10 protein-coding genes are annotated in these 25,336 nt (G+C 37.7%); 8 read left to right on the top strand and 2 right to left on the bottom strand.

What is annotated here, in order from left to right; genetic code table 11:
* Positions 1-16 precede the first annotated feature (16 nt).
* From ACT29I_RS11690 to ACT29I_RS11710, 5 genes are all read left to right on the top strand, one after another.
* Entirely contained in the window at positions 17-1,774 is a 1,758-nt protein-coding gene (locus tag ACT29I_RS11690; RefSeq protein WP_430931248.1) for a RagB/SusD family nutrient uptake outer membrane protein, read from the top strand.
* 25 nt (positions 1,775-1,799) lie between these two features.
* A complete protein-coding gene (locus tag ACT29I_RS11695; protein ID WP_444793532.1) occupies positions 1,800-2,708 on the top strand; it encodes a DUF1735 domain-containing protein in 909 nt (302 codons plus the stop codon).
* Positions 2,709-2,734: 26 nt separating this feature from the next.
* Positions 2,735-4,270, top strand: a complete 1,536-nt coding sequence (locus ACT29I_RS11700) for a PKD domain-containing protein (RefSeq protein ID WP_430931246.1) — start codon at positions 2,735-2,737, stop codon at positions 4,268-4,270.
* A gap of 170 nt (positions 4,271-4,440) precedes the next feature.
* Positions 4,441-6,654, top strand: a complete 2,214-nt coding sequence (locus ACT29I_RS11705) for a T9SS type A sorting domain-containing protein (protein ID WP_444793533.1) — start codon at positions 4,441-4,443, stop codon at positions 6,652-6,654.
* 273 nt (positions 6,655-6,927) lie between these two features.
* The gene (locus ACT29I_RS11710; RefSeq protein WP_444793534.1) at positions 6,928-9,363 is read left to right on the top strand and encodes a T9SS type A sorting domain-containing protein; all 2,436 of its coding nucleotides are present in this window, start codon (positions 6,928-6,930) and stop codon (positions 9,361-9,363) included.
* Between the two features lie 76 nt (positions 9,364-9,439).
* On the opposite strand, the gene ACT29I_RS11715 is transcribed toward ACT29I_RS11710, so the two are convergent.
* The gene (locus ACT29I_RS11715) at positions 9,440-10,606 is read right to left on the bottom strand and encodes a helix-turn-helix domain-containing protein (RefSeq protein ID WP_430931243.1); all 1,167 of its coding nucleotides are present in this window, start codon (positions 10,604-10,606) and stop codon (positions 9,440-9,442) included.
* A 265-nt stretch (positions 10,607-10,871) separates the two neighbouring features.
* Here ACT29I_RS11715 and ACT29I_RS11720 point away from each other — a divergent pair, with 265 nt between their 5' ends.
* The 3 genes from ACT29I_RS11720 (at position 10,872) to ACT29I_RS11730 (ending at position 19,794) form a co-directional block, all read left to right on the top strand.
* Positions 10,872-14,480, top strand: a complete 3,609-nt coding sequence (locus ACT29I_RS11720; protein WP_444793535.1) for a glycosyl hydrolase 115 family protein — start codon at positions 10,872-10,874, stop codon at positions 14,478-14,480.
* A 312-nt stretch (positions 14,481-14,792) separates the two neighbouring features.
* Positions 14,793-17,198, top strand: coding sequence for a T9SS type A sorting domain-containing protein (locus ACT29I_RS11725; RefSeq protein WP_444793536.1), 2,406 nt, complete (start codon positions 14,793-14,795; stop codon positions 17,196-17,198).
* A 520-nt stretch (positions 17,199-17,718) separates the two neighbouring features.
* Entirely contained in the window at positions 17,719-19,794 is a 2,076-nt protein-coding gene (locus ACT29I_RS11730; protein WP_444793537.1) for a beta-galactosidase, read from the top strand.
* Between the two features lie 979 nt (positions 19,795-20,773).
* On the opposite strand, the gene ACT29I_RS11735 is transcribed toward ACT29I_RS11730, so the two are convergent.
* Positions 20,774-25,000, bottom strand: coding sequence for a hybrid sensor histidine kinase/response regulator transcription factor (locus ACT29I_RS11735; RefSeq protein ID WP_430931239.1), 4,227 nt, complete (start codon positions 24,998-25,000; stop codon positions 20,774-20,776).
* Positions 25,001-25,336: the final 336 nt, after the last annotated feature.

The raw sequence follows: 25,336 nt of genomic DNA on the forward strand, positions 1-25,336 counted from the left end.
TTAAAAATTTATTCTTATGAAATATTATTCATTATTAATAATTGTAACATTGTTGCTGTCATCTTGTAGCGAAGAGTTTTTAGATCCAAAGCTTTCTACAAAAATGACCTACGAGCAGATGTTAACACAACCCGATAGGATTGAAGGACTGGTAACTTATGCATATACCAGTAGTTTTCCGCAAACACTCGATAATATGGGTGGAGGTTTTTTAGACTGTGGAACTGACAATGCCGTGATCAACCAGGAAACTTCGAGTATTTATAAAATCTCGGCAACACCTGGATATCTTACACCTAATACTACCTTTTTAGGTACCTGGAATAGTTATTTCGAAAACTTAAGGACTATTGATGAGTTCTTTGAGATTGTTACCGAAAACGATATTGTATTTAAAAAGTCGAATGAAAACGACAATACAGTATTTACCAATAACCTGTATGGTGAAGCCTATTTTGTAAAAGCATGGAATATGGCTGAATTGTTACGTAGGTTTGGTGGTGTAGATGTAAATGGCGAGTTAAAAGGAGTGCCAATTCCCGAAGGGGAAGTTAATGTTGATAATGTTGAGGAACTTCCAAGAGAGTCATACGACAAGTGTTTGGAGTATACATTAGAAGCAATAGATAATGCGCTACAATATTTACCTGAAAGGTGGATTGCAGGTGGTGAATATAAATATACCAACACTTCTGAAAATTTTGGTAGACCAACACAAGCAGCAGCTTTGGCTTTAAAATCGAGAGTGTTGTTATATGCAGCAAGTCCTGCTTTTACAGTAGGTTTGTCCGACGATGTAAAAAGACAACGCTGGTTAGATGCAGCTAAAGCTGCCAAAGATGCCATTGATTTTGTAGGCGAACTAGATGATATTTACAACAGTGACCTGGGAGAGTATTATAACAATGCGTTAAATCCTGAGTTAATTCTTACACGCATGGAGGGAACCGCAACCAATAGAACAAGGGAGCAAACCCACTTTATCCCTTCTTTGTTTGGAAATGGAAGATGCAACCCTACCCAAAATTTGGTTGATGCTTTCCCAATGAGCGATGGATATCCGGCTGGCATGTCGCCAACCTATGCATACGATGATAACTTTTCCATGTATCAAAACAGAGACCCACGTTTTTATGCTACGGTATTGTACAACGGAGCAACGGTTACTTATGGAACTTCAAAAAACAGTACTGTAGAAACTGCTGTTGGAGGGAAAGATACCCCTGATGGCCCATTAGGTCTTGTGACAAACACTACCAGAACGGGGTATTACTTACGTAAGTGGATGAGTACTCAGGTGGATTTAACAAGCGGTCAGCAAGAGAACGATTACCACTATGCTGTATATTTCCGTAAAGCTGAAATGTACCTGAACTTTGCAGAAGCCATGAACGAAGTGGTCGCTTTGGGTGGACAAACTGATGTAGAAGGTGCTACTGCTGTAAGCGAAATCGCAAAGGTAAGGGACAGAGCACTTAATTTAACTGATGATTCTTATTTAAATAGCATTGCCGGAGACCCTGCAGCTTTAAGAACGTTAATAAGAAACGAACGTAGGATTGAACTTTGTTTTGAGGGACACCGTTTTTATGATGTACGTAGATGGAAAGAAACATTGAACCCAACCATTTATAAGATAGAAATTAACGGAAGTGTTTATTCCAGAAATGCAATGTATAATTTGGCGTATGACCCAAATAAGTTCTACTTACCGATCCATCAAAATGAGATGAATAGAACAACATTGATTACTCAAAATGAAGGGTGGGAATAATCTTAAATTTTTAAAGATGAACAAAATGAAAAAATTATTTATAGCAGTAGTTGGTCTTATGTTCATGTTAACATCTTGTTACGATGATTACAAGTTTGACTATGAATATACTTCAACATATTTTTCATACCAGTATCCTTTGCGTACCCTTGTTGTTGAGGATGAAGAGGATTTAACCTTTGATATTGGCGTAGTGCTGGGTGGAAAACGGAGTAATGGTACAGAAGAAGAGGTTACTTATTCGATAGATGCTTCCCTTTTGGATGAATACCCTGATTTAAAGTTATTGCCTGCCGACCGTTATAGTATATCTGGGGTAGAAGGCAAAATTTCAATCCATTCAGGAGAGCAAGTTGGTAGAGAAACCGTGACCCTTGATAAAGAATGGTTTTTAAGCCAGGAGGATGCAGTTAACAAGGTATATGCTCTACCATTAAGGATAGTTGATCAATCTACAGATTCGGTAACTTATGACAAAGATTACTCTATTATTGTAGTGCGTTACTATAACGAGTTTCATGGTTTGTATTGGTTAAATGGTGCTGACGAAACTTACGACTTTTTAGGTGAAAATGTAGAGAGTCAGTTTGTTTATACCAATGACGATGCAGTAATCCAAGGGTATAAGCAGCTAATGCTAACTACCAATGGTGAAAATACCATTAAAGCAGAGTATACAGGTATGAACCAGATAGCTCCATATGCTATGAACTTAACCATTCGTAAGGATGATGGTTTAGTAACTATTACACCTGATGAAGAATCTCCGATTACCGAATTAATTGGTAGTGGTTACTACGATGTACTCGACAGAAAGATGTATTTAGACTATGATTATTATGATTTGGATGAAAATGATAATGTAATCAAACATAGCGTAAAAGATACATTGATATACATTGATACTCCGTTGGATCTTGAAATGTGGCAGTAATTGCATTTTACTTAAAAAATAGAAAAATGAAAAAGTTAAATTATATACTTTATATGTTCTTCGCCATGTCGCTGTTATGGGTTTCTTGCGATGACGATGATCCCGTAAAGGAAGAAGAAGAGGAAAAAGTAGTAGACTATGGTGACGTAGATGCTCTATTTGAAGCCAGGCTAATAACCGGAGAATTGATTACTGAAGTTGATATGGGTGAAACATTGAACCTGTCAGATATCAGTGCCGGTCGCCCGGATAAAAGGGTTTGGACGGTTACCAGTGCCGATGGTAGCGTAAACCTAACCATGGATGATGCCAAAGTGCAGACTTTTTATTTCCCTGTGGGAAATATGACTTATGATGTTAAGTTAGCTGTCGAAAGAACTTCCGATGGCCAAACGGATGAGTTGATTGTTGAAGATTATATCCTGGTTAACCACGTTGATGTTACGGCTGATTTTACAGCAAGTGCTGGAAATGATGATGAAGGAGCTGGCGATTTTGCGGTTGGTAGAGGAATTTCCGTAATATTCCTAAACAAATCTAAAGGAGTTGCTGATCAGTACGCCTGGGAGTTTGAAAATGGAACTCCTATAACATCTGATGAAAATCATCAAGAAGTAATGTTTAATAAAGACGGTTTGTTTGAAGTTAAACTGACTGCTACCAGATCATCAGATGGAAGTACAAGTGAGGTTATTAAGATGGTTAGGGTTATTCAGAAATACATGGAGGTTGAAGAAGCTTGGGTAGATAACAGAACCGTTACGGTTACTTACGACCAACCTGTTATGGAAGATCCTTCGGTAGCTAAAGACGATATTTCGGTTGAAATTCTTACAGCAGCTGGAACTTCTATAAATGCAGGAATTGAATCTATTGCTTCTGACGGAAATGTTTTAACAATCACTTTAGATAAGGATACCTATCATGATGATGCGGTTAGACTACATTACAATTACGAAACAGGTCATTTAGTTTCAACTGACCCCGCTTATATTGCTCGTAGTTTAAATGGTTATGGTATGCTAGTTAAAGGTAATGTATTGAATTCGGGTACATATGATTCAAGCTTCGAAACACTTACTGATTCTAATTTAAAAAATACCGGATGGGTAGCTGCTCATGGTGGTTTCAATCGTACAATTAACGATGAGGTTGCATTGGCAGGTTCTAAATCAATGTATGTTGAAATTGGTGTTAATGCAGGAAATACAGGAATGGATTTCTACCAAAACAAAGTATTCACAGGTATTGACGAAACTCAAAACTATTACTTTGGTTACTGGGCTTATGTAACTGAAATAGAAAACACAATGACTAGTACACTATGGTGGTTGAACAATAACGATTGGAGCGGCAGCAGAAAAATTGGTTCTATTACAGACGATATTGCTGTAGGAGAGTGGAGATTTATTATTGGCGATGCACCAATTTCTGCCAGACCAGCTAATGCGTCCGGAGAACAAAGGCTTCTTGTGCGTTTACAAGGACCAGGAGGAGTTTGTAAGTTTTATATGGATAATATGGTTTTATTCCCAGAATCTTCATTTAGAAAACGTCCATAATTATTATTTCAAATACTTACTGAGTAAATAAATTAGAGGGAATCTTTTTAAGATTCCCTCTTTTTTAAAAAATACAACATTTTCCCTACTCAACTCGTAAAAATACCCCCTCTTATTTATCTGCGATTTTGTGTTTCTTGCAAACATCTTAAAGATAAATCTACAAAATAATGAAAGGATTAGGAATATTAGCATGCCTGCTTTGCGGGTTTGTTTTACAGCGCGTGCATAGTCAGGTTAAAGTAGAAGTAAACCTGGATGTAAAGCACAAATTAGGTGATGTCGAGACTTTTGAACGCCGGAAGTTTGTGAACTTCCATGGTACCATAGAGCAGAACAACTGGAATACCGACAATAAGATTGATGACTTAATTGGCGATTTGCTAGGTGATAGGGATGTATATGTTGGACGAAATACCGGAACCATAAAATGGGCGCTCAATAATAATGTAACGGAAGACCCAGCACGCCCCGGTTTTGCCGATCCGGCCAGTATTGCCACCCATGGTCTTAATAACCGCAATAGTTATGCTGCCAAAACCTGGGCACATACCTACGAGTACCTGGATTATCAGATTCTCTGTAATCAGATATTTCCTTTTTATCCGGACGGCAAAACAACAAACAAAGGCTGGGCTTTTTCGCAAACAGATACAGAGGCAGAACCTTTTGGAACAGCTTCGGGAGAGTTTCTGGGCCGTTATATCCAGGAGTATTACGGTACAGGAGGAACAACAGGACAAAAAAAACCTTCTTTTGTGGAAATAACCAACGAACCACTTTGGGATTTGGTAACGGTGGCCGATGAACCCCATGACTTAACCAAAATTTTTAATTTTCACTCCACCGTAGCTAAAGAGGTACACAAATATAATCCTGATATGCAGGTAGGAGGTTATTGTGCAGCCTTCCCCGATTTTGATATGGATAATTTTCAGCGTTGGCGCGATCGTGATCAGCATTTTATAGATGTTGCCGGAGCTGATATGGATTTTTATACTATACACCTTTACGATTTTCCTTGTATTGGAGGTAAAGCCAAGTACCGAAAAGGTAGCAACATAGAAGCTACCATGGATATGATGGAGCAATATAGTTATATGGCTCTAGGGCATGTGAAACCATTGATGATATCGGAATATAATGCACAAACGCATGATTACAATAAACAAGCCTGGTCGGCATATCGCGATTGGTTAAAAATGAAATCAACCATTTCAATGATGATGCAGTTTATGGAACGCGCCAATAACATCAACTATGCCATGCCTTTCTTTATGCTAAAATCGGAGTGGCAATACAATGAGAGTGTGGGGCCAACTTCGGTGCATGGTGCACGTATGTTGCGTAGAGAAAATGAGCCAACAAGTTATACAGGCGATTTTGTGTATACCGAAGCCATTAAAATTTTCGACTTGTTGAAAGATGTAAATGGTACGCGCGTTGATTCCAAATCGAACAATATGGATGTTCTTTGCGATGCATACGTAGAAGGAAACAAGGCTTATGTTCTTGTGAATAACTTAGATTTTATAGGGCATACATTAAACTTGGAGATTAGTGGTATTGATGCCACTCCAACCAACATAGAAACAAGACATTTACATTTACAAGGTGGTGTTGGAGGTATTCCAAAACTGGATATTGAACAAGTAAATGATTTATCAAATGGTGTAACCTTAACCGCTGAAGGAACATACCTTTTTATATATACCTATGATGAGGATATTACCATTGACAAACTATCGGAAGAAAAGAAATATTACGCAGACACCTACCTCCAGGAGATTTATTCCAATAATCCTATCACCTTTAATATTAATGGGGTTGATAAAGGAACCTATGGTGAAGCCATGTTAAGGGTTGGTGTGGGTAGAGATCATGGGAAAACATTAAAACCTACCATTACTATCAATGGTAAAACAATTTCGGTACCCACCAATTTTAGAGGAGGACCGCAAACCGACAGAGATAACTTTTTTGGCGTATTGGAAATACCCGTTGCTCTTGCCGATTTAGATACCGATAATGAGGTTGTAGTTACTTTCCCCGATTATGGAGGTTATATAAGCACGGTAACTATGCAGGTGTATAATTTTAGTCACGATTTCAGACCGGAAGATGTTTCAATCGGAAAAAGAAATGAATACAAGAGCTTAAGTATTTTTCCCAACCCGGTTAAAGATGAATTTACAGTATCAGTAGAAAATAGTGCCAATAAGTACGATTTGAGGATGTATAATATGGCAGGTAATAGAGTTTTTGAATTCATAGATTTAAGGGGGGAACAGACTTTTAATGTAGGAGGACTACAAAAAGGAGTTTACATGGTAACATTAACAGGAAATGAAATAAAAAGAGTTGGAAGGTTAGTGGTCATTTAGTAATCTCAATTAAGTAATTGATTTCTTTCTATACCCAGAATCATTAACTAAAAAGGTACCTGATTTTCAGGTACCTTTTTAGTTAATGATTCGAATTAGTCCTGATAACATTTCAATTCAATTCACAAAAAGACCCATATTACAATGATTTTACCCCCTATGCATCGTTTATATACAACTTCACCGCTTCATATATCATAAATACTCCCTTATCTGATTTTTTAATTGTTTGGATATTTGTTTGTAGGTATTGAAAATAAAATCAAGCAGGTTATGAATCGATCTAAAAAATTAAAAGCTCCGCTTTTTTTGATATTGTTATTATGGATGTCAGGGACGGTATATGCGCAAACTACCCATCATGTTTATTCAACAGAAATTCCATGGTTGAATGAGGAAGTAGAAAAAGAAAATGACAAAGTGTACAGTATAAGTGAAGCAATCGACAATGCTTCGGAAGGAGATGAGATTGTTGTTCACGAAGGTATTTATCGCGAGAAAATCAGCGTAAATAAAAATAATTTGATCATCAAGAATTTTGAAGATGATTACGTGCTGGTTACGGGAACTGAAATTGTAACCGGATGGGCAGAAGCAACTGGTATGGCAAGTGGCATTATGGAAGCTGATATATCTGGCTTTGATATGGAAACGGATTACACTCAACTATTTGCCAACGGTAACTCACAAATGATGGCACGCCACCCCAACAACAGAATCGGTAAAATGATGGAGGTAATGGATGACAACGGTGGTTATGCTCCTTTAACCAATGTATATAAAAATGAAGGAGCCAATGCAAGCGGTTCTGCGACGCTGGAAGGGACGCCGTTGCCTAATGTGAGTTTAACAGGAGGTGTTTTTAGGGGAATGACCGGTAAAATGAGGAATTACGTATATGGAACAATTACAGGTTCATATGGCAACACGGTTACCTTCAATGCCATCAATAATGGAGTATGGAAAAACGAAGCTGCCATAGCAAGTACCTACCATAAATATAGTTGGGGTTATGTATTGCATAAAAATCTGATTGATACCTATGGCGAATGGTATGCCGAAGGAGATAAACTCTATTATAAGCCGTGGCCCAATGAGCCCATAGAAGATACCCGCATAGAAATCCAGGTGAGAGAAAGGGTGTTGGTGTTGAACAATACTTCAGGCGTAACCATACAAGGCATTCAGTTTATGGCCGGTAATGCGGATATGCAAAGTACAACAGGTGCTACAATGGAACGATGTAGCATGCGCTATTTATACCCATTTTGGACTCCCAAAGGGTATGGACAGGGTGATTCTGACCCCAAAGGCGTTTATCTGAATAATAGTTCCAGCAATACTTTTAGAGATATGTATGTAGGACAATCGTGGGGTAATATGTTTGCCTTAAGAGACGGACAAGACAATAGCTTTGAAAATTGCATGATCGAAGATTTCGGTTGGGTAGGTATTTTTACCTCGGGTATACACATTAACAAAAGCGATAATACCAATATTAACAACTGCACGTTTGGTGATGCCGGTAGGTTTCAGATACGTATTGATGGAGGAGATGCCAAAGTTAACATCATGGATTGCGATTTTTATGGTTCCATGAAAATGGGTGAAGATGCAGGGCCTATTGAGGCCACCAGTACAGGAAAAATTGGTGCCATTGATTTGAGAGGGAGTGTGATAGCCTACAACAAAGTACATGATGTGGTAGGTGTGCCTGTTTCCGACGGAGGTTATAGCAGGGTGAAGGCAACTGCTTTTTACATGGAAGATGTTCAGAATTATACAGCACACCATAACCTGGTTTATAACATTAAACACGATGTGTACGATGGCCCTCACGAGGTTGAGCGTGTGGGTGAGTTTCTTTATTTAGGACCGCGCTACAATGCCATGCACCTACCTGTAAATTATTATAACAATACCATTTGGAATGTAGATGAGAACATAGGAATCTGGAATATCCGTATCGATAACTGGGAGGAATTGGGAATAACGCCGCCCGATACTACCGGATTGATTGAAGATGGTCATTTTGCCAACAATATTTTTATGAATGGCCCTGGATTTGGATTGAATTATAGCAGTCAGGTGTTAACTAGCACAGGAGGAAAAGTGTCTTGGGCAGAAAGTCCGGCGGGATCTAGTATTTCCACAGATGATTTTAACGCATATGTTGCACATTGCGCCAATTGGGGATATCATTTTAACCCGGAAAACAACCAGTTCTACGATTTTGGCACAGCCAATGCAAACTTTGTAGATGCCCCTAATGGAGATTTTTCTTTAAAAGCGGGGTCCTCCGCCATTGGAGCGGGAACATCCCTTGAAGGAATAACCAGTTCCGAGACGCCCGATTGTGGAGCATTGGAAGGTAGTGACAGGGTTTTAAACGCGGGAGCCACTTTAGCCATGAGTGAGTTTAAAGAAGTAAAAGCTTTGGATACCGCAATAGGTGATAAACCAAGCTATGATAATGTATCGTTATTCCCTAATCCGGTTATGGATATCTTAACCCTAAGAACAGAGAAATTGGTTTCAGGCGATGTACAGGTTTCTGTGTACGCAATATCCGGTAAAAAGGTCATGGTAAAGAATGAATATGAAAACGGAAATGAAATAAAGTTGGATGTGAGTACATTGCCCAAAGGCATGTATTTTATATCTACGGATAAATTCTATCATAAAAGGTTGGTCTTTACTAAGCAGTAAATTAAGAATTTTAAAATATTATAGTCTAAATTTCCTAAAAGGGCTGTGCTTAATTATATCGTAAGTGCAGCCCTTTCTAATTTTTATCCAACAGTATAAACTCCATTTCATACGATTTGCGCTGCCACCCGGTAACTTTAAACAAAGCAATAAAATCTTCATCTTTTTCAATATTATGGCGTTTGTAGAAAGCTGTCACCGAATCGTTATTTGTAAAATACTGCAATGCGCTAATAGCCCCACAATCCTGATCCGATAGGAAAAAGCGCATCTCGTTGCCTGCAGGCATTCCAATTTTTGCAACTATTGTATAATCTATATTTTTACCATTCTTTCTTATCACATCCCAATATTTCACTTTCTTGTATGTTTCAGGATCTGTACGTATAATCTGTTGGCTGCCATACGAATAATTTGGAAACTTCTCCTCTAAAATGTTTTTTAAAGTTCCCATAGCTTTCGATTGACCAAAATAAACCAGGTTATCATTCTCCAATTGAGAAACGCTCCATTCAGATATCTGGACAATATCATATGGGTAATCATATTCTAACCAGAATTCTGCCATATTCCTACTGCAATGCGGTGCCATCCAATTAAAATAATGATGATGACTGGCAATCATATCCTCCTTGTGCTCGGGATTTTCTTTTAAATATTCTTCTAACTCTTTTTTCGAGTTTATTTCATAATCACGTAAAATCCCTTTCCTACCGGTTTTTATTTGGGTTTCTATGGTAAAGTAATCACCAAAAATAACCGTCGTAGGAAAATCGTTCTTCATCAATGTCTTCCAAAAATTATTTACTGGCGTTTTGTAGAAATATAAAAACATGAATACAGCAAGGATACCTATGTTTAGGGAGGAAACTATATAAACCCATCGGTGGTTTATAGCTTTTTTAGGTTCTCTTACTTTTTTATATTCTTTAAATTGAACATTATATTGTCCTTTTGCTATAGTAAATACTATTTCTTCGGCACTGGCTTTACTACTATAATATTCATTCAGTTTTTTGCGCAGATGATAGATGTAAACACGAACATTATTGTCCGATTTTACAGGGTCATAATTAGTACCAAAAAACTCCTTACCAATTGTTGCTTCTTTAACATCTTCATTTTTCAAGGTCGAATCCACCAAAAATTGCAAGAGACGACAATTGGTTTTCGAACGTGAAAATGTTTTATCCGAAAGAATGGTTTCAAGTTGAGCTAATATCTGATTATTTTCAAATTTCATTGCGCATATTATAAACACAAATATAATGAAGTAATAGAAAATTATATAATCCTCATTAAGCAATAACTTCTTGTTAGGTGTTTTTAATGTATTGTGTAATAGTGTGTAATGGGTAGTTTTTAACAGTTAAAAAACGTGAATCGTTCCATTAACATCGCTAATATTTATACCAACTTATAATTTTGATGTTATACTATTCGAATAAACCCAAAGGTTTATGGTTAGAGAAAGGTTGAAACAAAATTTTAAAAGAAATATAAATAAGATGAGAAAGCAGCTTCAAGTATTATTTGGACTAATAACAATACTGATTTTCAATGGAGGTACAATGCAACCAACCGGTAGTTTTACATTGTTTAAAAATGGGGAAGCTCCCATTATCTATGTGTCAGAAACTGAAGCTCCACAAATTATGCGTGCTGTTGGTGACCTGCAAAATGATATTGAGATGGTTACTGGTGTAAAACCAGCAGTAGTTCATACCATAGAAGATGTGGGAGATAACACTATTATTATTTGCTCTATAAATAGTCCTGAAATTCAAAAACTTTATAAATCAGGAAAGATACAGGAAGCAGATGGTCTTGATAAAATGAGAGAATCCTTCCTCTTAAAGTCTGTGGAGCAACCAATGGACAAAATAGAAAAAGCTTTGGTAGTAGCAGGTAGCGATGCCAACGGAACTGTTTATGGTATTTACGAAATATCGGAACGTATTGGTGTTTCTCCCCTATATTGGTGGTGCGATGTAGTGCCTCAAAAGAAAAGTAAAGTAGTATTAGAAGATTGCCTTGTATTGCCTAAAGAGCCATCGGTACGTTTTCGAGGAATCTTTATTAACGATGAAGAAGCTTTGATCCAATGGAGTGAAAAAACATTGCCCAATGAATATAATTCTCACATAAGTCCCGAAGCATACGAGCATATCTTTGAACTTTTACTGCGCTTAAAGGCCAACTCAATCTGGCCCGGAATGATGCAGGCCGGTAGTTATTTCTTCGAGGCAAAAGACGGAAACGGAGTGTCAATCAATCCTCGTAATGCAAAAGAATACGGCATTTATGTAGGTTCGTCGCATTGCGAAAATATGGCGCGAAACAACTATGCCGAGTGGCACGATTGGGCAGAGGCTCACAAAGACATGTACGATGCCAAAGGGGTTCCGGTTTGGGATTATACTGTAAACCCAAAAACTATTGAAGCCTATTGGCAAGAGCGTTTAGATGAATCGAAAGGTTATAATATGATTTACACACTGGGGATTCGCGGGGTACACGATTCGCCGTTTGAATATGCAAATCTCGAAAACCCAACGTTGGAAAACAAAGTAAAGCTTCTGCAAAAGGTGATAGACCGTCAGCGCGAAATGATTAAAGAAACTTTTGGTTCGGAGGATGCAGTTACACAAATATTTGTTCCGTACGAAGAAACCGGTGAATTGTATAACGGCGAAAGTAAAGATGGCAAAGAACATTGTGAAGGTTTAAAATTACCCGAAGATGTTATCATGGTTTGGACAGAGGATAACTTTGGATATGCCCGTCAGTTGCCAAGACCTCACGAAAAAAAACGTGCAGGCGGTAATGGACTATATTACCATTTAGCATACCAGGGCGGTGCCACATACGACTGGTTGTACACTACACCGTTACCTTTAATTCAAGAAGAATTACATAAGGCCTATGATGAAAGTGTACGCGACTTGTGGATTGTAAATGTGGGCGATATAAAACCAGCTGAAATGGGGCTTCAGTTTTATATGTCGTTGGCATACGATATAGATTCGTACCCTAAAAATACCACAAAAGACTTTATGCAAAAAAGCGCCAAGCAACAATTTGGGGTTGAAGAAGGCAAAGCGTCAGAAATTGCAAACCTACTTACCGACTTTCATAACCTTTGCCGCCCTAAAAAGCCGGAACATTTATTTCCATTCTGGGATTGGAAATACGAAAACAATGGTAGGTACAGATTTTACAGTCTTTTCGATTTTGGAGACGAAATACAGGGAAGAATACAAATTGCTAATGAATTGGAGCAAAAAGCAAAAGCCATTTACGATAACCTCGAAGAATCTGCCAAATTACCTTTCTGGCACCTGGCCTATTATCCAATTCGCTCAACAAGGTTAATGCTTGAAAAAACACAGTATTACAGAAAAAACGTTGCTTATGCCAAGCAAGGCCGTTTTGCCAGTGTAAATGCATATAAAGCTTTGTCGGAACAAGCGGAAGCTACTATTCAGGCTGACTTGGAGACCTACAGAAAGATAAAAGATGGTAAGTGGAATGGCATCATGGACCCTTATGCGCTATACAATTTCAAGGAACGTATTTTTGATGTGGCCAATATTCCTAACAACTTGGTTTATGATGAAGTGTATAACGAAGAAGCGATAAAAGGAATAGGTTCTGTTTGCGAAGGTCAGGCCATTGGTAACGAAAAGGTGGAATTGCGTTTTTCTTCTTTCGAAGATAATACAAGGTTTATTGATGTGTTTAACAAAGAAATGGGAGCCAATGATTGGACGATTGAGAGTGATGCCGATTGGGTAAAATTCTCTAAAACATCAGGAAATGTAAAAATAGAAGAGCGGTTGTGCGTAAACATTGATTGGAACAAGGCCAAAGTTGGTGATAACAAAGCAACTATAACTATTAAGGACACGCATGGTTTTTCGAAATCATATCCTGTAAAAGCAACCAAATTTGATATAGAACTAAAAGAGAAATCGTACATTGAAGGAAATGGTTTTGTAGCCATTGAAGCAGAGAACTATACTTCAAAACAAAACGGTAAAGAAGCCAAATGGGAAAAGTACGATAATTTTGGATACTACGGTTCTTCAATGTTCATTAAAGGTGGTTCAAAAATAGAGAATGATATAAAAACCAATGCAGCGAGGTTAGAGTATTCGGTATACTTTGACAGCACAGGTACTTTTTACGGACAGCTATACCGCATCCCAACCCTCAACGAAGGAAAAGGCAAAACTTGCGAAATAGCTGTTGGATTAAACAATGATGAGCCTCAAGTTTTATCTGGAATTAGGCATAAAGGACAAAGGATATCGGCTACTTTACCAAGTGGAGCTATAGAAAGATGGAGCTGGGAAAACAATATCCTAACAGCGATGGAGAAATTACCTTTTGAAATCACAATTGACAAACAAGGGTATCATACCATAAAAGTGTATCAAGTGAATACTGGAATAGGAATTGACCGCCTGGTATTATGTGTCGATGAGCAAGCTAAATCAACTCAAAAGCGTTCGTTGTTGGGAGCACCTGAAAGCTATAATAATATTGCTGAGTACACTCCAAGTAAAAAAGCAGCAGTTCCTGTAATTACGCAGGATATTTCAAAGGTCAATAGCTTGCCAAAGCCAGAGCCTTTAACAGAAATAAAACTAAACTTCGCCTTGTACTCAATGATTGATGCTTGTGGTTTTACACCTGTAAATCAACGTCATGTTTATGATGAAAATAAAAACCAATTTGGCTGGCGGGCATCTGATGTTAACAATATATGGTTCCATCACAACGAAGCTTCGGAGCGTGTTATCTTTTGGCAACGCGACGGACTTACCGGTAAAAAAGAAGCTAAATTTTATGTAAGACTTAAAAAGGGTAACTACAACATAAAATACTATATGGGCGATGCTCGCATCAAGGCAGAGATGATTTACTTTAAAGGAGCAACCTTTGATATGTCGTTTGCCATGAACGGGAAAACCTATATGAAAAACGAAAAAGTATATTCTGGAAAGCAAAAAATAGAAACTGTAGAAGTTGAAATTGGCGATGATGAGTTGTTAGAGTTAACGCTTGATGGTAAGTGGATTATAAATGCGTTGGAGATTGAGAAAAAGTAAAGAGGGTGTCCAAAAATGATATTTCTAAAAATTGAAACTTACAATTTATAAGTAAACTTCTCATTTTACCCCTACAACCTCCTCTAAAGTGGTAGGATTAAAGTCCCCTTCAGGAGATTTAGGGGTACAAAAGAGGAACAAACTTTCAAATTGTAAGATTTCTATAACTCCTTTTTTGTTTTTGGACACCCTCTCAATTTACCCCCTGTAGTATTTGTAATCTACCACTTCTGAATTCAAGAAAGCTCCCTTATGAAATTTGTGTTTTATTCCAATATTTGACCTGTTGAAAGATTTATAACAGGTGAGAATATGAATACTATTACGAGAGGCTTTATTAAATATATAACAGGTGTTGTGTTAATGTTGACAGTTGGTGTTAACCTAACTGCTCAGGAATTAACCTTGACTAAAGTAAATGAAGTTGAAAACCCACAGCATGGCGATAATGTGGGTAGCATTGCCAGAACGGATACTGTTTTTATTGAGGGAAGTTATACGGGCACTGATATTCAATCTATTAGTGTTAAGTTATTGACTTATCAAAAAAATCCATATACCAAACTGGTATCCTATGAGTATACTATAAGCGAAGAGCTAAATGGTACATTGGATACCTGCCTGATAGTTCCCGAAGATTATCTGCTGGGCGATAATCCCGACAATTCTCAGTTTGTTCAGATAAGAGCAGCTTATACCGAAAATGCTGTTTTTGCCAATCTTTTTTTAACGGTAACAGACGTGCCTCCTCCACATAAAACACGCATCGATTTTGACGAAGATTATGGTGTTGCCACAGGTTCCACTTTGGTAAGTAATATCAATACCGCCATGTCATCCATGGAAGCAGGGGATACCATTCTGTTTAAAAGTGCCGAATATGATTTTGAGGGTAGTTCATTAACGGTTTCTAAGCCCATTAAGATTATGGGTAAGATGCCAACAGAAGAAACGTCGGACGTGAAAGGGGCTTATGATGTGAAAACAGTATTTAAAAATTTGAAAGGATATAAATTAACGTCAAATGATATCTACACGGAAAATTTAGAATTGATTGCTGATGCATCTACAGCTTATGTGTTTACGAATGTTGCTCACGATACAGATGGAACGCAGTATTATACCGGGCTTGTATTTAAAAATGTGATTTTTAGAGATGGAAAAGTACAGTGTTTTGGGAGAAATGGAGCTGGTATTGAATTTACCCATGTATCCTTTATTAATTTCTCTAGCGGGGGATATTACTTAAACAGAAGCGAAAGTGTTGATTCTGCACCTCAATTCAATATGTCAAAGTGCTTCTTTCAACCAAATTTTGATGCGGATGGTATATTTAATGTTCGGGGTATATCTTTGGACGCAGGCAATACGGAATATCCTGTGGTGTGGAATCAAAACAACTCAAGCATAGATAATTGTTTGTTAGACGGGACTGGACTGGGTATTTCTTCTAAAACTTCACATGTAAAAGTTACCAACTGTCATTTTAAAGGATATAGCATTTACGTGGATATGATCCATATAGAAGAGTTTGGGCATCACTTTTTGATAGATGGGAATACCTTTGAGCATATTAAACCGGCGAGGGGAATTAATATTGACAGGGAAATTCAGCAATGCCATGATATTACCATCACTAATAATAAATGGATAGGTGAATATGGATGGATCATCTCGGCACATTCGCCTTATAATCTAACAATGGAAAACAATGATTTTACCGAGGCGTGGGCAAAAAGCACCAGTGATAAAACCATTGATTTAACCTACGACCATGGTGAGGAAATACAATTTACAGAATATGATTTGCCGGCTACTAATATTATATTTAAAAACAATACGGGATTAAATAATGGGAAACATGGCTTTTTCGCCTATAAAGCGATGGCCAATGATGAAACAATTGATATTGATTATTCTGCTGATAAAATTCAGGTAACAACGATAAATGAAGCACCCAAATCTATTTTAAATCTTTCTACTTATTATAGAATAAAAAATAAACTGACAGGACAATACTTGCATACTGTTGAAGGGGAAAGCAAATTAGAATTTTCTGCCGAAGAAAAAACAGACAGCTCTGATGTGTGGGAGTTCACCTTTGGTTATCCCTATTTCTACCATATAAAAAACAGGGGAACCAAAAATTACATGAATGTGTATAGAGGTTATACCATGGGCGATTATAATAATAGTACCCAGGAACAAATATTTGTAGAACAAAGTGGATTTTTCAACCAGAAAGAAGAGAAACCTCGTTGGTATTTAAGAAAACATGAAGAGAATAGTTCTGTATTTTATGAAATCTTGCCGGGAGGAAACGAACGGAAATCACGCAATGTTCAAGTAGGTAAATATATGGAGTTGGAATATGCAAAGGTGGAGAATGCGGACCAACTTCCACCAGAAGACGATAGCTCCTGGGAATTGATACCATTAAAGGCTGATGTTTCGGTTAAAGATAATTACCTGAATGAAAAAGTTAAGGTTTATCCTAATCCAGCCACTACGCAGTTAAATATTGTATTTAGTAAGATAATTAACGATGAGCAACTGATATCTATAATAAATTCGACAGGATCAGTAGTTTTGAGTAAAGAAATTGAACAAGGTACACAATCATTTACTATAGATGTAAATTCTTTTGTACGGGGAATGTATATGCTTAGGATTAATTCTGGAGAATCACAATACAGTTCTAAAGTAATTGTCAAATAGAAAAGTTACTTTATTAATTCTCAGGATGGATAATTTAATCAATCATGATATTTAAATCTAAATCAAAGTTTGGGAGCTGTAATTCATGGCGTCTGTCGAGGAGTAGAAAGCCTTTTAGGGTGTGAATTCCCAATTGTTATAAAATCCACAGAAGGGGCTTGTCTTTGTAAAATACTTACTTCTGTAGAAATATAAACAATTGGGAAAAGAGCGTAGGCATTTTCCTGGACTAGAGTTTTTTGCTCCCGTTTTTGGGCAATGCCAGTTATGGCGGTAAGTGAGATCAGAATCAAGCTTGCTTGAGTGATGCTGAATGAAGCAATAAACACAAAGAAAAAATGAAGCTGGGTTTGGGACTACGTCCCAATATCAAAAAATCCACAAAGTGAATTTCAAAAGTTAAGGACATTACCGTTGACAGAAATGTAACTTAGGCAATTAAGAGCTGTAATTTAAAACTATATAGGGGATGAGCTATCGTTTTTTCAGTAATTAATGGGTATTAATTAAACTTAAAAAAATGTACTTTAAAATTAATCTGTTCGTTACAACAGTAGCTTTGAGCATTCTGTGGTCATGTGCTGGTACACAGCAAAAAAGTATTGAAGATTACAAAGAACTTATCGATTTTAACCAGCTTAGCAAAGATGCTTTTAAAAGCAATAATGCTATTGTAGATATTATAAATAAAGAAGGAAGTAGCCAAATAAGTGTAAAAAGCGATAAGCAATATCAAGCAGGAGTTACTGTTTATTCAACTCCCGATAATCCATGGGATTTAAAAACGGCACACCAAATTAAATCTGAAGTTACGAATAAGGGAGAATATCAAACGCAAGTGAGCATTTATGTTGGGCTCGACCCGGACCCTTTAATGCGTTGGTATAGCTCTAATTTTGTGGATTTACGGCCTGGTGAAACGAAAACTATTACGGTGGACTTAACCTGGTTAAAGTGGGTGCATTCGCCTCAGCTTGATTTAATTAATATGCGAGGTGTTCCCGGGCGGGAAAAAACTGCCCGTGATGCAATTAAGCAGGTAAAGTTCAGTATTCGTTATCCTACCCAAAAGAACCATTACACCATAAATAGTTTATATGCTACTGGCACTACTGAGGTTAGAGATACAACAGGTTTTTTCCCTTTTGTTGATCAATACGGGCAGTATAAACATGATGATTGGAAAGACAAGGTGCACAGCGAGAATGAGTTAATGCAAATTGCAGAACGCGAGATTATAGATTTGAAAAGTCATCCGGGAAATCCGGAAACCAATAAATACGGTGGCTGGGAAAAAGGTGAAAAACATGAAGTTACCGGGTATTTTTACCCTAAAAAGATTGGTGGCAAATGGTGGTTGATCGATCCTGACGGAAACCTGTTTTGGTCGGCAGGTGTTAACTGCGTTCAATATTCCAGTGTTTATACCCCAATAAGTAAGCGCGAACATTATTTTGAAGGTATTCCTGAATTCAACGTAGAATTATTTCATCAGGGTAAAAACAGGGAAACCAATGAGCCATCGCTGGCATTTAATCATTATGCCTACAATTTACAGCGGATTTATGGCGATAATTACCTTGATAAATATCGTGAACTCACGCATAAAAGGTTTAAAAGTTGGGGGCTGAATACCATCGGTTTTATGTCGGACCATGGATTGGCCGAGCAGCAAAAAACGCCTTATGTGGGTTCTATATGGATTAGAGGTAATCGTAAAATTGAAGGCTCTCATGGTTATGCGGGCAAGTTTCATGATGTTTTTGATAAAGATTTTCCTGCCATAGTGCGAGCGTCGATAGACAGGCAAAAGTTTGGAGCAGACGACCCCTGGTGTATTGGTTACTTTGTTGATAACGAAATGTCATGGGGTGCTGCAGGTTCTTTGTCAGTAGCAACGTTAGTTAGTCCTGCCGACCAGCCGGCAAAACAAGAGTTTGTTAAGGATCTGAAAGCCAAATACAATATGATTGAAAAATTAAATAAGGTTTGGGGAACTAGCCATCAATCGTGGGATGCATTGGTGCATAGTGCGGAAGCGCCTGATGAAGAATTGGCCAAGGAAGATCTCGATCAGTTTTATGATAAGATTTCCCGTAAATATTTTAAAACCGTTCACGACGAACTGGAAAGAGTAGCACCTCACCAAAACTACTTTGGATGTAGGTTGGCATGGGCGCAAAATGATATTACGCTGCGTGCAGCAGCTGACTATTGCGACATCATTAGTTTTAATAAGTATGAGTATTCTGTTGAGAATGTAGGTTTACCGGACGGAGTTGATAAACCTATTATTATTGGAGAATTTCATTTTGGTTCTCTGGATAGGGGTATGTTTCATATTGGTGTAAAAGGGGCCACTAATCAGGAAGACAGAGGGCAAAAGTACCAGGAATACATACAGAGTGCTTTACGGAATAAATACATAATTGGAGCACATTGGTTTCAATATATCGATGAGCCAATTACAGGCCGTTTTGATGGAGAAAACTATAATGTCGGGTTGGTGAATGTGTGTAATGTGGCATATCCTGAACTAACCGGAAAGATTAGAGAAACATGTTATCCTATGTACACCTATCGAAATGACAATTAGAAGGTAGTTCTTGCATGTTTTAAATTGTTTCCATTTCATCGGGATATTTGTTTTTTATGCGTTTAGATACATGGTTAAAATGCAATGAGCTATTAAATCCGCATTCATTTGAATATCAAGGATGTTTTGTTAGTACTGGATAATAATTTGCAAGCTAGTCCAGTTCGCATTAAATTGATGTAATCAATCCGGGTCATACCTGTAGCATGTTAAGCAAAAACGGTTATCACTACCATAGTGCATACAAGTTATACTGGATAAATACCTGTTGTAATTCTCTGAGAGCTATTGGCGCTAAAATTATTCACATTTACCGAAATTCGTTTCCAATCCTGATATTGTCAGTTAATTCGCTTTTCAGGAAAGCTATTCTGAAGCATTAAAATTACTTTTATGAATATGGTTTCGGTTGGCGAGATTGGATATATACCAAATGTCCCATAGGGTTGAATTTGCGATATGAAAAAGGGAGCCAAACATTACTCATTCGCTTTGGCAGTTGGAGGCGGGCATGCCTGTCCATATGAGATCGGGGGATTGCCGGCCTGGTGATTATGAAATCGGCTTTAAGGGGGTGCGAAATGAATCAAATGGATTAATACGATTCAGATTATTAGGAGTATAGAGGTTTTAATTGTATTTATTTTCGCATGATATGTAGAAAAATAAGAAGATCATCATCGTTGTAAACGATCGCGCAAGTGCATCCGAAACTTTCGATATTGATATCTGTATTAGTCTGGATAGTTTAACCCGGATTATGTATTGGATGTTCGTCATGAGCATTGCAAGTACAATAAAACAAGGCATTACTGAAACGAGGCATAACATCGTTCTGGTGAGTTGAAGGGATGCAACAAAGTGTCTTGTTTTAAAGTAATTTCAATGTGTAATAGAATTTCTAATGCATATTGCGGGTTAAATTGTATAAGTTTTTAATATCACCGGTGATAATTAAAAATTTAGAGCTAATTGTTGATTAAACTTGTTCAGGCATAACTTCAAATTGTTTTTTAAAACAATTCTTAAAATAAACTACATCTTTAAAGCCTACGGTTTCAGCAATATTTACTATGTCATCGTTACCATGTTGCATTAAACGTAAGGCTTCTTTAAGCCGTATTGTTCTGATGTGTTCGATCGGTGTTTGACCAATAAGCCCTTTGGTTTTTCGGTACAGCGTTGTTCTGCTCATACCTATCTGTCGGCCTAGTTCTTCTACAGAAAAATTTTCAGAGGTTAGGTTATCGAGTACAATTTTTTCTATATCTGCCAAGAATTTACGGTCTAACCGGGTAATCTTTTTTTGCGATAATTTCGCAACCGGGTCTTTTTGCAATTGCTGTCTAACCCTGTTTCTGTTGTCTAATAAGGTCTGTATACGAGCCAGAAAAATATCTGTGTCAAAAGGTTTTTCAATATAATCATCAGCCCCGCTTCCCAATCCCGACAAGGTGTTCTGTTTTCCGGATTTGGCAGTTAATAACAATACTGGTACATGACATACGGTAAGGTTATTTTTTATCTGATTACAGAATGTTATCCCATCCATTTTGGGCATCATAACATCGGAGATGATTAGGTCAGGAATAGTTTGTAAACCCACTTTTAATCCTTCTTGTCCGTTGTTTGTCACGGTCACCCGGTATCGGTCAGACAGGATCATTTTAAGATAGGAGCACATATCATTGTTGTCCTCAACAACCAAAACAGACGGTTTGGATTCTTCGTTCTGAATTTCTTTTATAATTGCGCGATTGCTGTCGTTAATCAATAATTTTTTCTCCCCCAGCGCATGTCGTTTTTCGCAAGTTATTTCATCGGAATACACATCTTCGGAAAGAGGAATCTGAATACTAAACCGGCTACCTATTCCAACTTCGCTTTTAACACTGATGGCACCATGATGTAAGAGCACAAATTCTTTCACTAAAGACAGGCCAATTCCGGTTCCGGTTTCAGTGTCTGATTTATCCGCTTGATAAAAGCGCTCAAATAAACGTGCATGGTGCGATCGGTCAATTCCTTTCCCCGTATCTTCTACGTCCAGGTATAGCAGTTCATCTCCATTACGACCGTTCCTCACCCTGATGGTAATTGCACCACCTGATGGAGTATATTTAAAAGCGTTTGACAAGAGGTTAAAGACTACCTTTTCAATTTTTTCTTCGTCTATCCAGGCCATTAGGTGCTCGTTGTCGGCATCCATTGAAAAATGAATGTGCATTTGACTGGCCAGCTCCTGAAAAGAATACATCACATCGTTCAAAAAAGCGATAATGTCAATTCTACGAACCTGAAGTTTTAATACACCACGCTCTTGTTTACTGTAATCCATCAATTGAGTAATTAATCGGGACAGTTGCAATGCATTTCGTTTCATTAAGCTAAAAGCCGGTTTCAGTTCATCCGCTAATTCCTTATTTTGTAAAATACGTTCCAGGGGACCTAATATCAGTGTTAAAGGAGTTTTAAGGTCATGAGAAATATTCATAAAGAACTGCTGCTTTAATTTGATTAGTTCTTGTTCTTTCTCTCGCTGGATATTGGCCATTTTTAAATCGTCCCTATATTTAGCCTTGTTACGGAAGTAGTGGCGTACAATTAAAATAATACCAACTAAAAGAATGGTATAAATAATAAAACTCCACCATCGAAACCAAATTGGATAATCGATTGTCAGGTTTATCTGGCACTCGTTAACAGAATCACCTGGAACTCCGGTGAAGGCTTTCACTTTAAAGGTGTAATTTCCTCCACCCAGATTGGTGTAGGTCGCAAAACGGTGCATAGCATCTGTCTCCTGCCAATTCTTGTTAAAGCCTTCAAGTTTATATTGATACTTTATTTTTTCTGCATTTGAATAATCAAGAGCAGAAAACTCAAATGAAAAACTATTTTCATTATGCTTTAATCGAATTGATTTCTGGACTGAAATATCTTTGTTTAAAAAAACCCTTCCGTTAATGGACTGGCCTACATTTACTGGCTGGTTAAAAATCTTAAAATTGGTAAGGTGCAGGTCATTCACCTGGTTTTGCTTTAAAACACCTTTAGGGGTAAAATAATTTAACCCTTTGGTTCCGCCTAAAATAATATGACCATCGCGATCGGTATAAACAGCTCCAGTGTTAAACTCATTACTCAATAAGCCATCCGGTTCATAAAAGTTATAAAAAGATTTAGCCTCCAGGTTAAACATTGATAGTCCATTTACGGTAGTTATCCACAGATTACCTTGCTGATCCCCTGTAATGGCTTTAATTACATTGTTTGCCAATCCGTCTTTCTCGGTATAAACTGTTATCTTATTGCTTTGTGTATCCAAACTGTTTAATCCGGCATCTGTGCCTATCCATAACAGTCCGTTGATATCGACATATAACGAATTTATCCAGTTTCCCGACAAGGTGCCCGGACTGTCCAGGTTGGAATAAAATGTTTTAAACCGGACTTTATTATTTTGGATCATCATCTTGTTCAGACCAAATGAGGTTCCTATCCATATATTTCCATCTTTATCATCGGTAATCGCCCGTATATCATTATTACTTAGTGATGATATGTTTTCCGGATTATGTTTGTAATGTTCAAAATAATATTCCCCCCGTTTGGCTATTACCAATTTATCAAGTCCACCTCCTGCGGTTCCAATCCATACATTTCCGAATTTATCGTTGTGCAAGGTTCGTATGTCGTTATAACTGACCGAATGCTGAGAGTCGGATTCGGTATTGAAATTTGTGATCCGAGGTTTTCCCTCTTCTCCTGGGGTAAACTCAATCAGTTTCAGCCCTCCTCCAAGAGTGCCGGCCCAAAGCCTTCCCCAATTGTCGTAACACAGTGCATGTACTATATTGTTGTTTAAAGCAATTTTTTCAAACTTGAGATCCTCAAACCCCAATGCACTGTCTCTTTTATTCTTCTTCAAACTTGTATGATAAAGTCCCGCACCATTTGTGCCAACAGCAAAGTTTTCACCATCGCCCGCAATCGCATAAATATCCTGATTATTGATATCTTTCGTATTTTCATCCCGAACCCGGAACCCTGAAAAATCAGCTTTGACCGAATGAAAAGAAAAAATACCTTCACCGGAAGACCCTAACCAAATTCGGTGCATTCGGTCTTCGTAAATAGCTTTTATGTTGTTGCTTTTTAGTCCTTGCGGGGAGATGCGATCCATTTTTATATGTTGGAAGTTTTGACTTTTGAAATTAAAGCCGTTGAGTCCTCCATCTTCGGTTCCTAACCATATTTGGGAGTTGCTGGCAGCAAGAATGCTGATTACACGGTTGTCACTTATTCCATCTTTGCTTGCTTCATCATGCCTGAAATATTTAAACCGACCGTTTTTTTTATCCATATAGGCAGCTCCTCCTCCCCAGGTTCCCACCCATATGTTTCCCAAATTGTCTTCCTGGATAGATCGCACACAGCTTAATGCCTGATAGTTTCCATCTCTGGGTTCAAACTGGAAATAGTCAAACGTTGATGTTTCCCGATTTAAACGGTTCAGACCCCCGCCTTCGGTTCCTACCCAAAGAATCCCTTCGTGGTCTTCAAAAATCCAATGTACATTGTCGTTACTCAGGCTGCCCTTAACATTTATATCAGCATTGAAACAAGTGAAATGCCTTGTTTCCTTGTCCAGTTTATTTAATCCTCCTCCCATGGTGGCAACCCATACAGTTCCACGGCTGTCGCAAAACACCATTTCAATATTATTATAGCTGAGACCCGAAGCATCATGAGCATAGAAGTTGGTAAACGTATTGGAGGTTATATCCAGATGGGAGAGTCCTCTGGCTGTTCCAATCCACATTCCTCCTTCCTGATCAATACATATTGATTTAACCAGATTATGGCATAAGCTATTAGTATCGTTGGGTAACGACTTGAAAACTTTGAAATTGTACCCGTCAAACCGGTTCAGGCCATCCATGGTTCCAAACCACATATAATAAAGCGAATCTTGTACAATACTGTTAACCGTATTGTGAGAAAGCCCTTCTCGTATGGTATAATGGTTAAAAACGGGCTGAATAGATTTTGGGTAGATGTTCAAAGAAATGCACATCAATACAATCGTGATGGCTATTAATCGATTCTTGATCGATGTAATATATAATGCTTGCCCCAAAAATCCAATTTCTACGTTACGCTTTTTCTGAAAATAGGCCTTTGCAAAAGTAAACGCCTTCATTTTCAAAAAGGGCAAGCCTTGAACTTGAACATTTCCTTTCAAGCAAATGAAAAAAGAAATAATTTTCTTGCAAAGACTATATAGGATGGAAATAATAGAGTTTAACATGTCCCAATCATTTTTATCCTGCCGACTAATTTGAACTGGTCATTTTTTTTGTTTTGCCATGTTTGAGTCAGGTTGAAAAGGTGGATATCTGCACACAAGGAATTGTTATTGTCTTAATGATCTGTTTTGCACCAAGAGGTAATAGCTCCCTTTCTTTGGCAAACTTATAAAAATAAGTTAAGTTCATGTTAATAACACGGTATAAAAATATATTTAGTGGTATGCTTT

Source organism: Saccharicrinis sp. GN24d3 (assembly GCF_052400645.1).
In the GTDB taxonomy this organism is placed as follows: domain Bacteria; phylum Bacteroidota; class Bacteroidia; order Bacteroidales; family Marinilabiliaceae; genus Saccharicrinis.

Excerpts from the sequence above, each read along its gene's own strand:
- ACT29I_RS11705 (WP_444793533.1), top strand. The coding sequence starts at position 4,441 with ATGAAAGGATTAGGAATATTAGCATGCCTGCTTTGCGGGTTTGTTTTA.
- ACT29I_RS11710 (WP_444793534.1), top strand. The coding sequence starts at position 6,928 with ATGAATCGATCTAAAAAATTAAAAGCTCCGCTTTTTTTGATATTGTTA.
- ACT29I_RS11690 (WP_430931248.1), top strand. The coding sequence starts at position 17 with ATGAAATATTATTCATTATTAATAATTGTAACATTGTTGCTGTCATCT.
- ACT29I_RS11700 (WP_430931246.1), top strand. The coding sequence starts at position 2,735 with ATGAAAAAGTTAAATTATATACTTTATATGTTCTTCGCCATGTCGCTG.
- ACT29I_RS11730 (WP_444793537.1), top strand. The coding sequence starts at position 17,719 with ATGTACTTTAAAATTAATCTGTTCGTTACAACAGTAGCTTTGAGCATT.
- ACT29I_RS11720 (WP_444793535.1), top strand. The coding sequence starts at position 10,872 with ATGAGAAAGCAGCTTCAAGTATTATTTGGACTAATAACAATACTGATT.
- ACT29I_RS11735 (WP_430931239.1), bottom strand. The coding sequence starts at position 25,000 with ATGAAGGCGTTTACTTTTGCAAAGGCCTATTTTCAGAAAAAGCGTAAC.
- ACT29I_RS11725 (WP_444793536.1), top strand. The coding sequence starts at position 14,793 with ATGAATACTATTACGAGAGGCTTTATTAAATATATAACAGGTGTTGTG.
- ACT29I_RS11695 (WP_444793532.1), top strand. The coding sequence starts at position 1,800 with ATGAAAAAATTATTTATAGCAGTAGTTGGTCTTATGTTCATGTTAACA.
- ACT29I_RS11715 (WP_430931243.1), bottom strand. The coding sequence starts at position 10,606 with ATGAAATTTGAAAATAATCAGATATTAGCTCAACTTGAAACCATTCTT.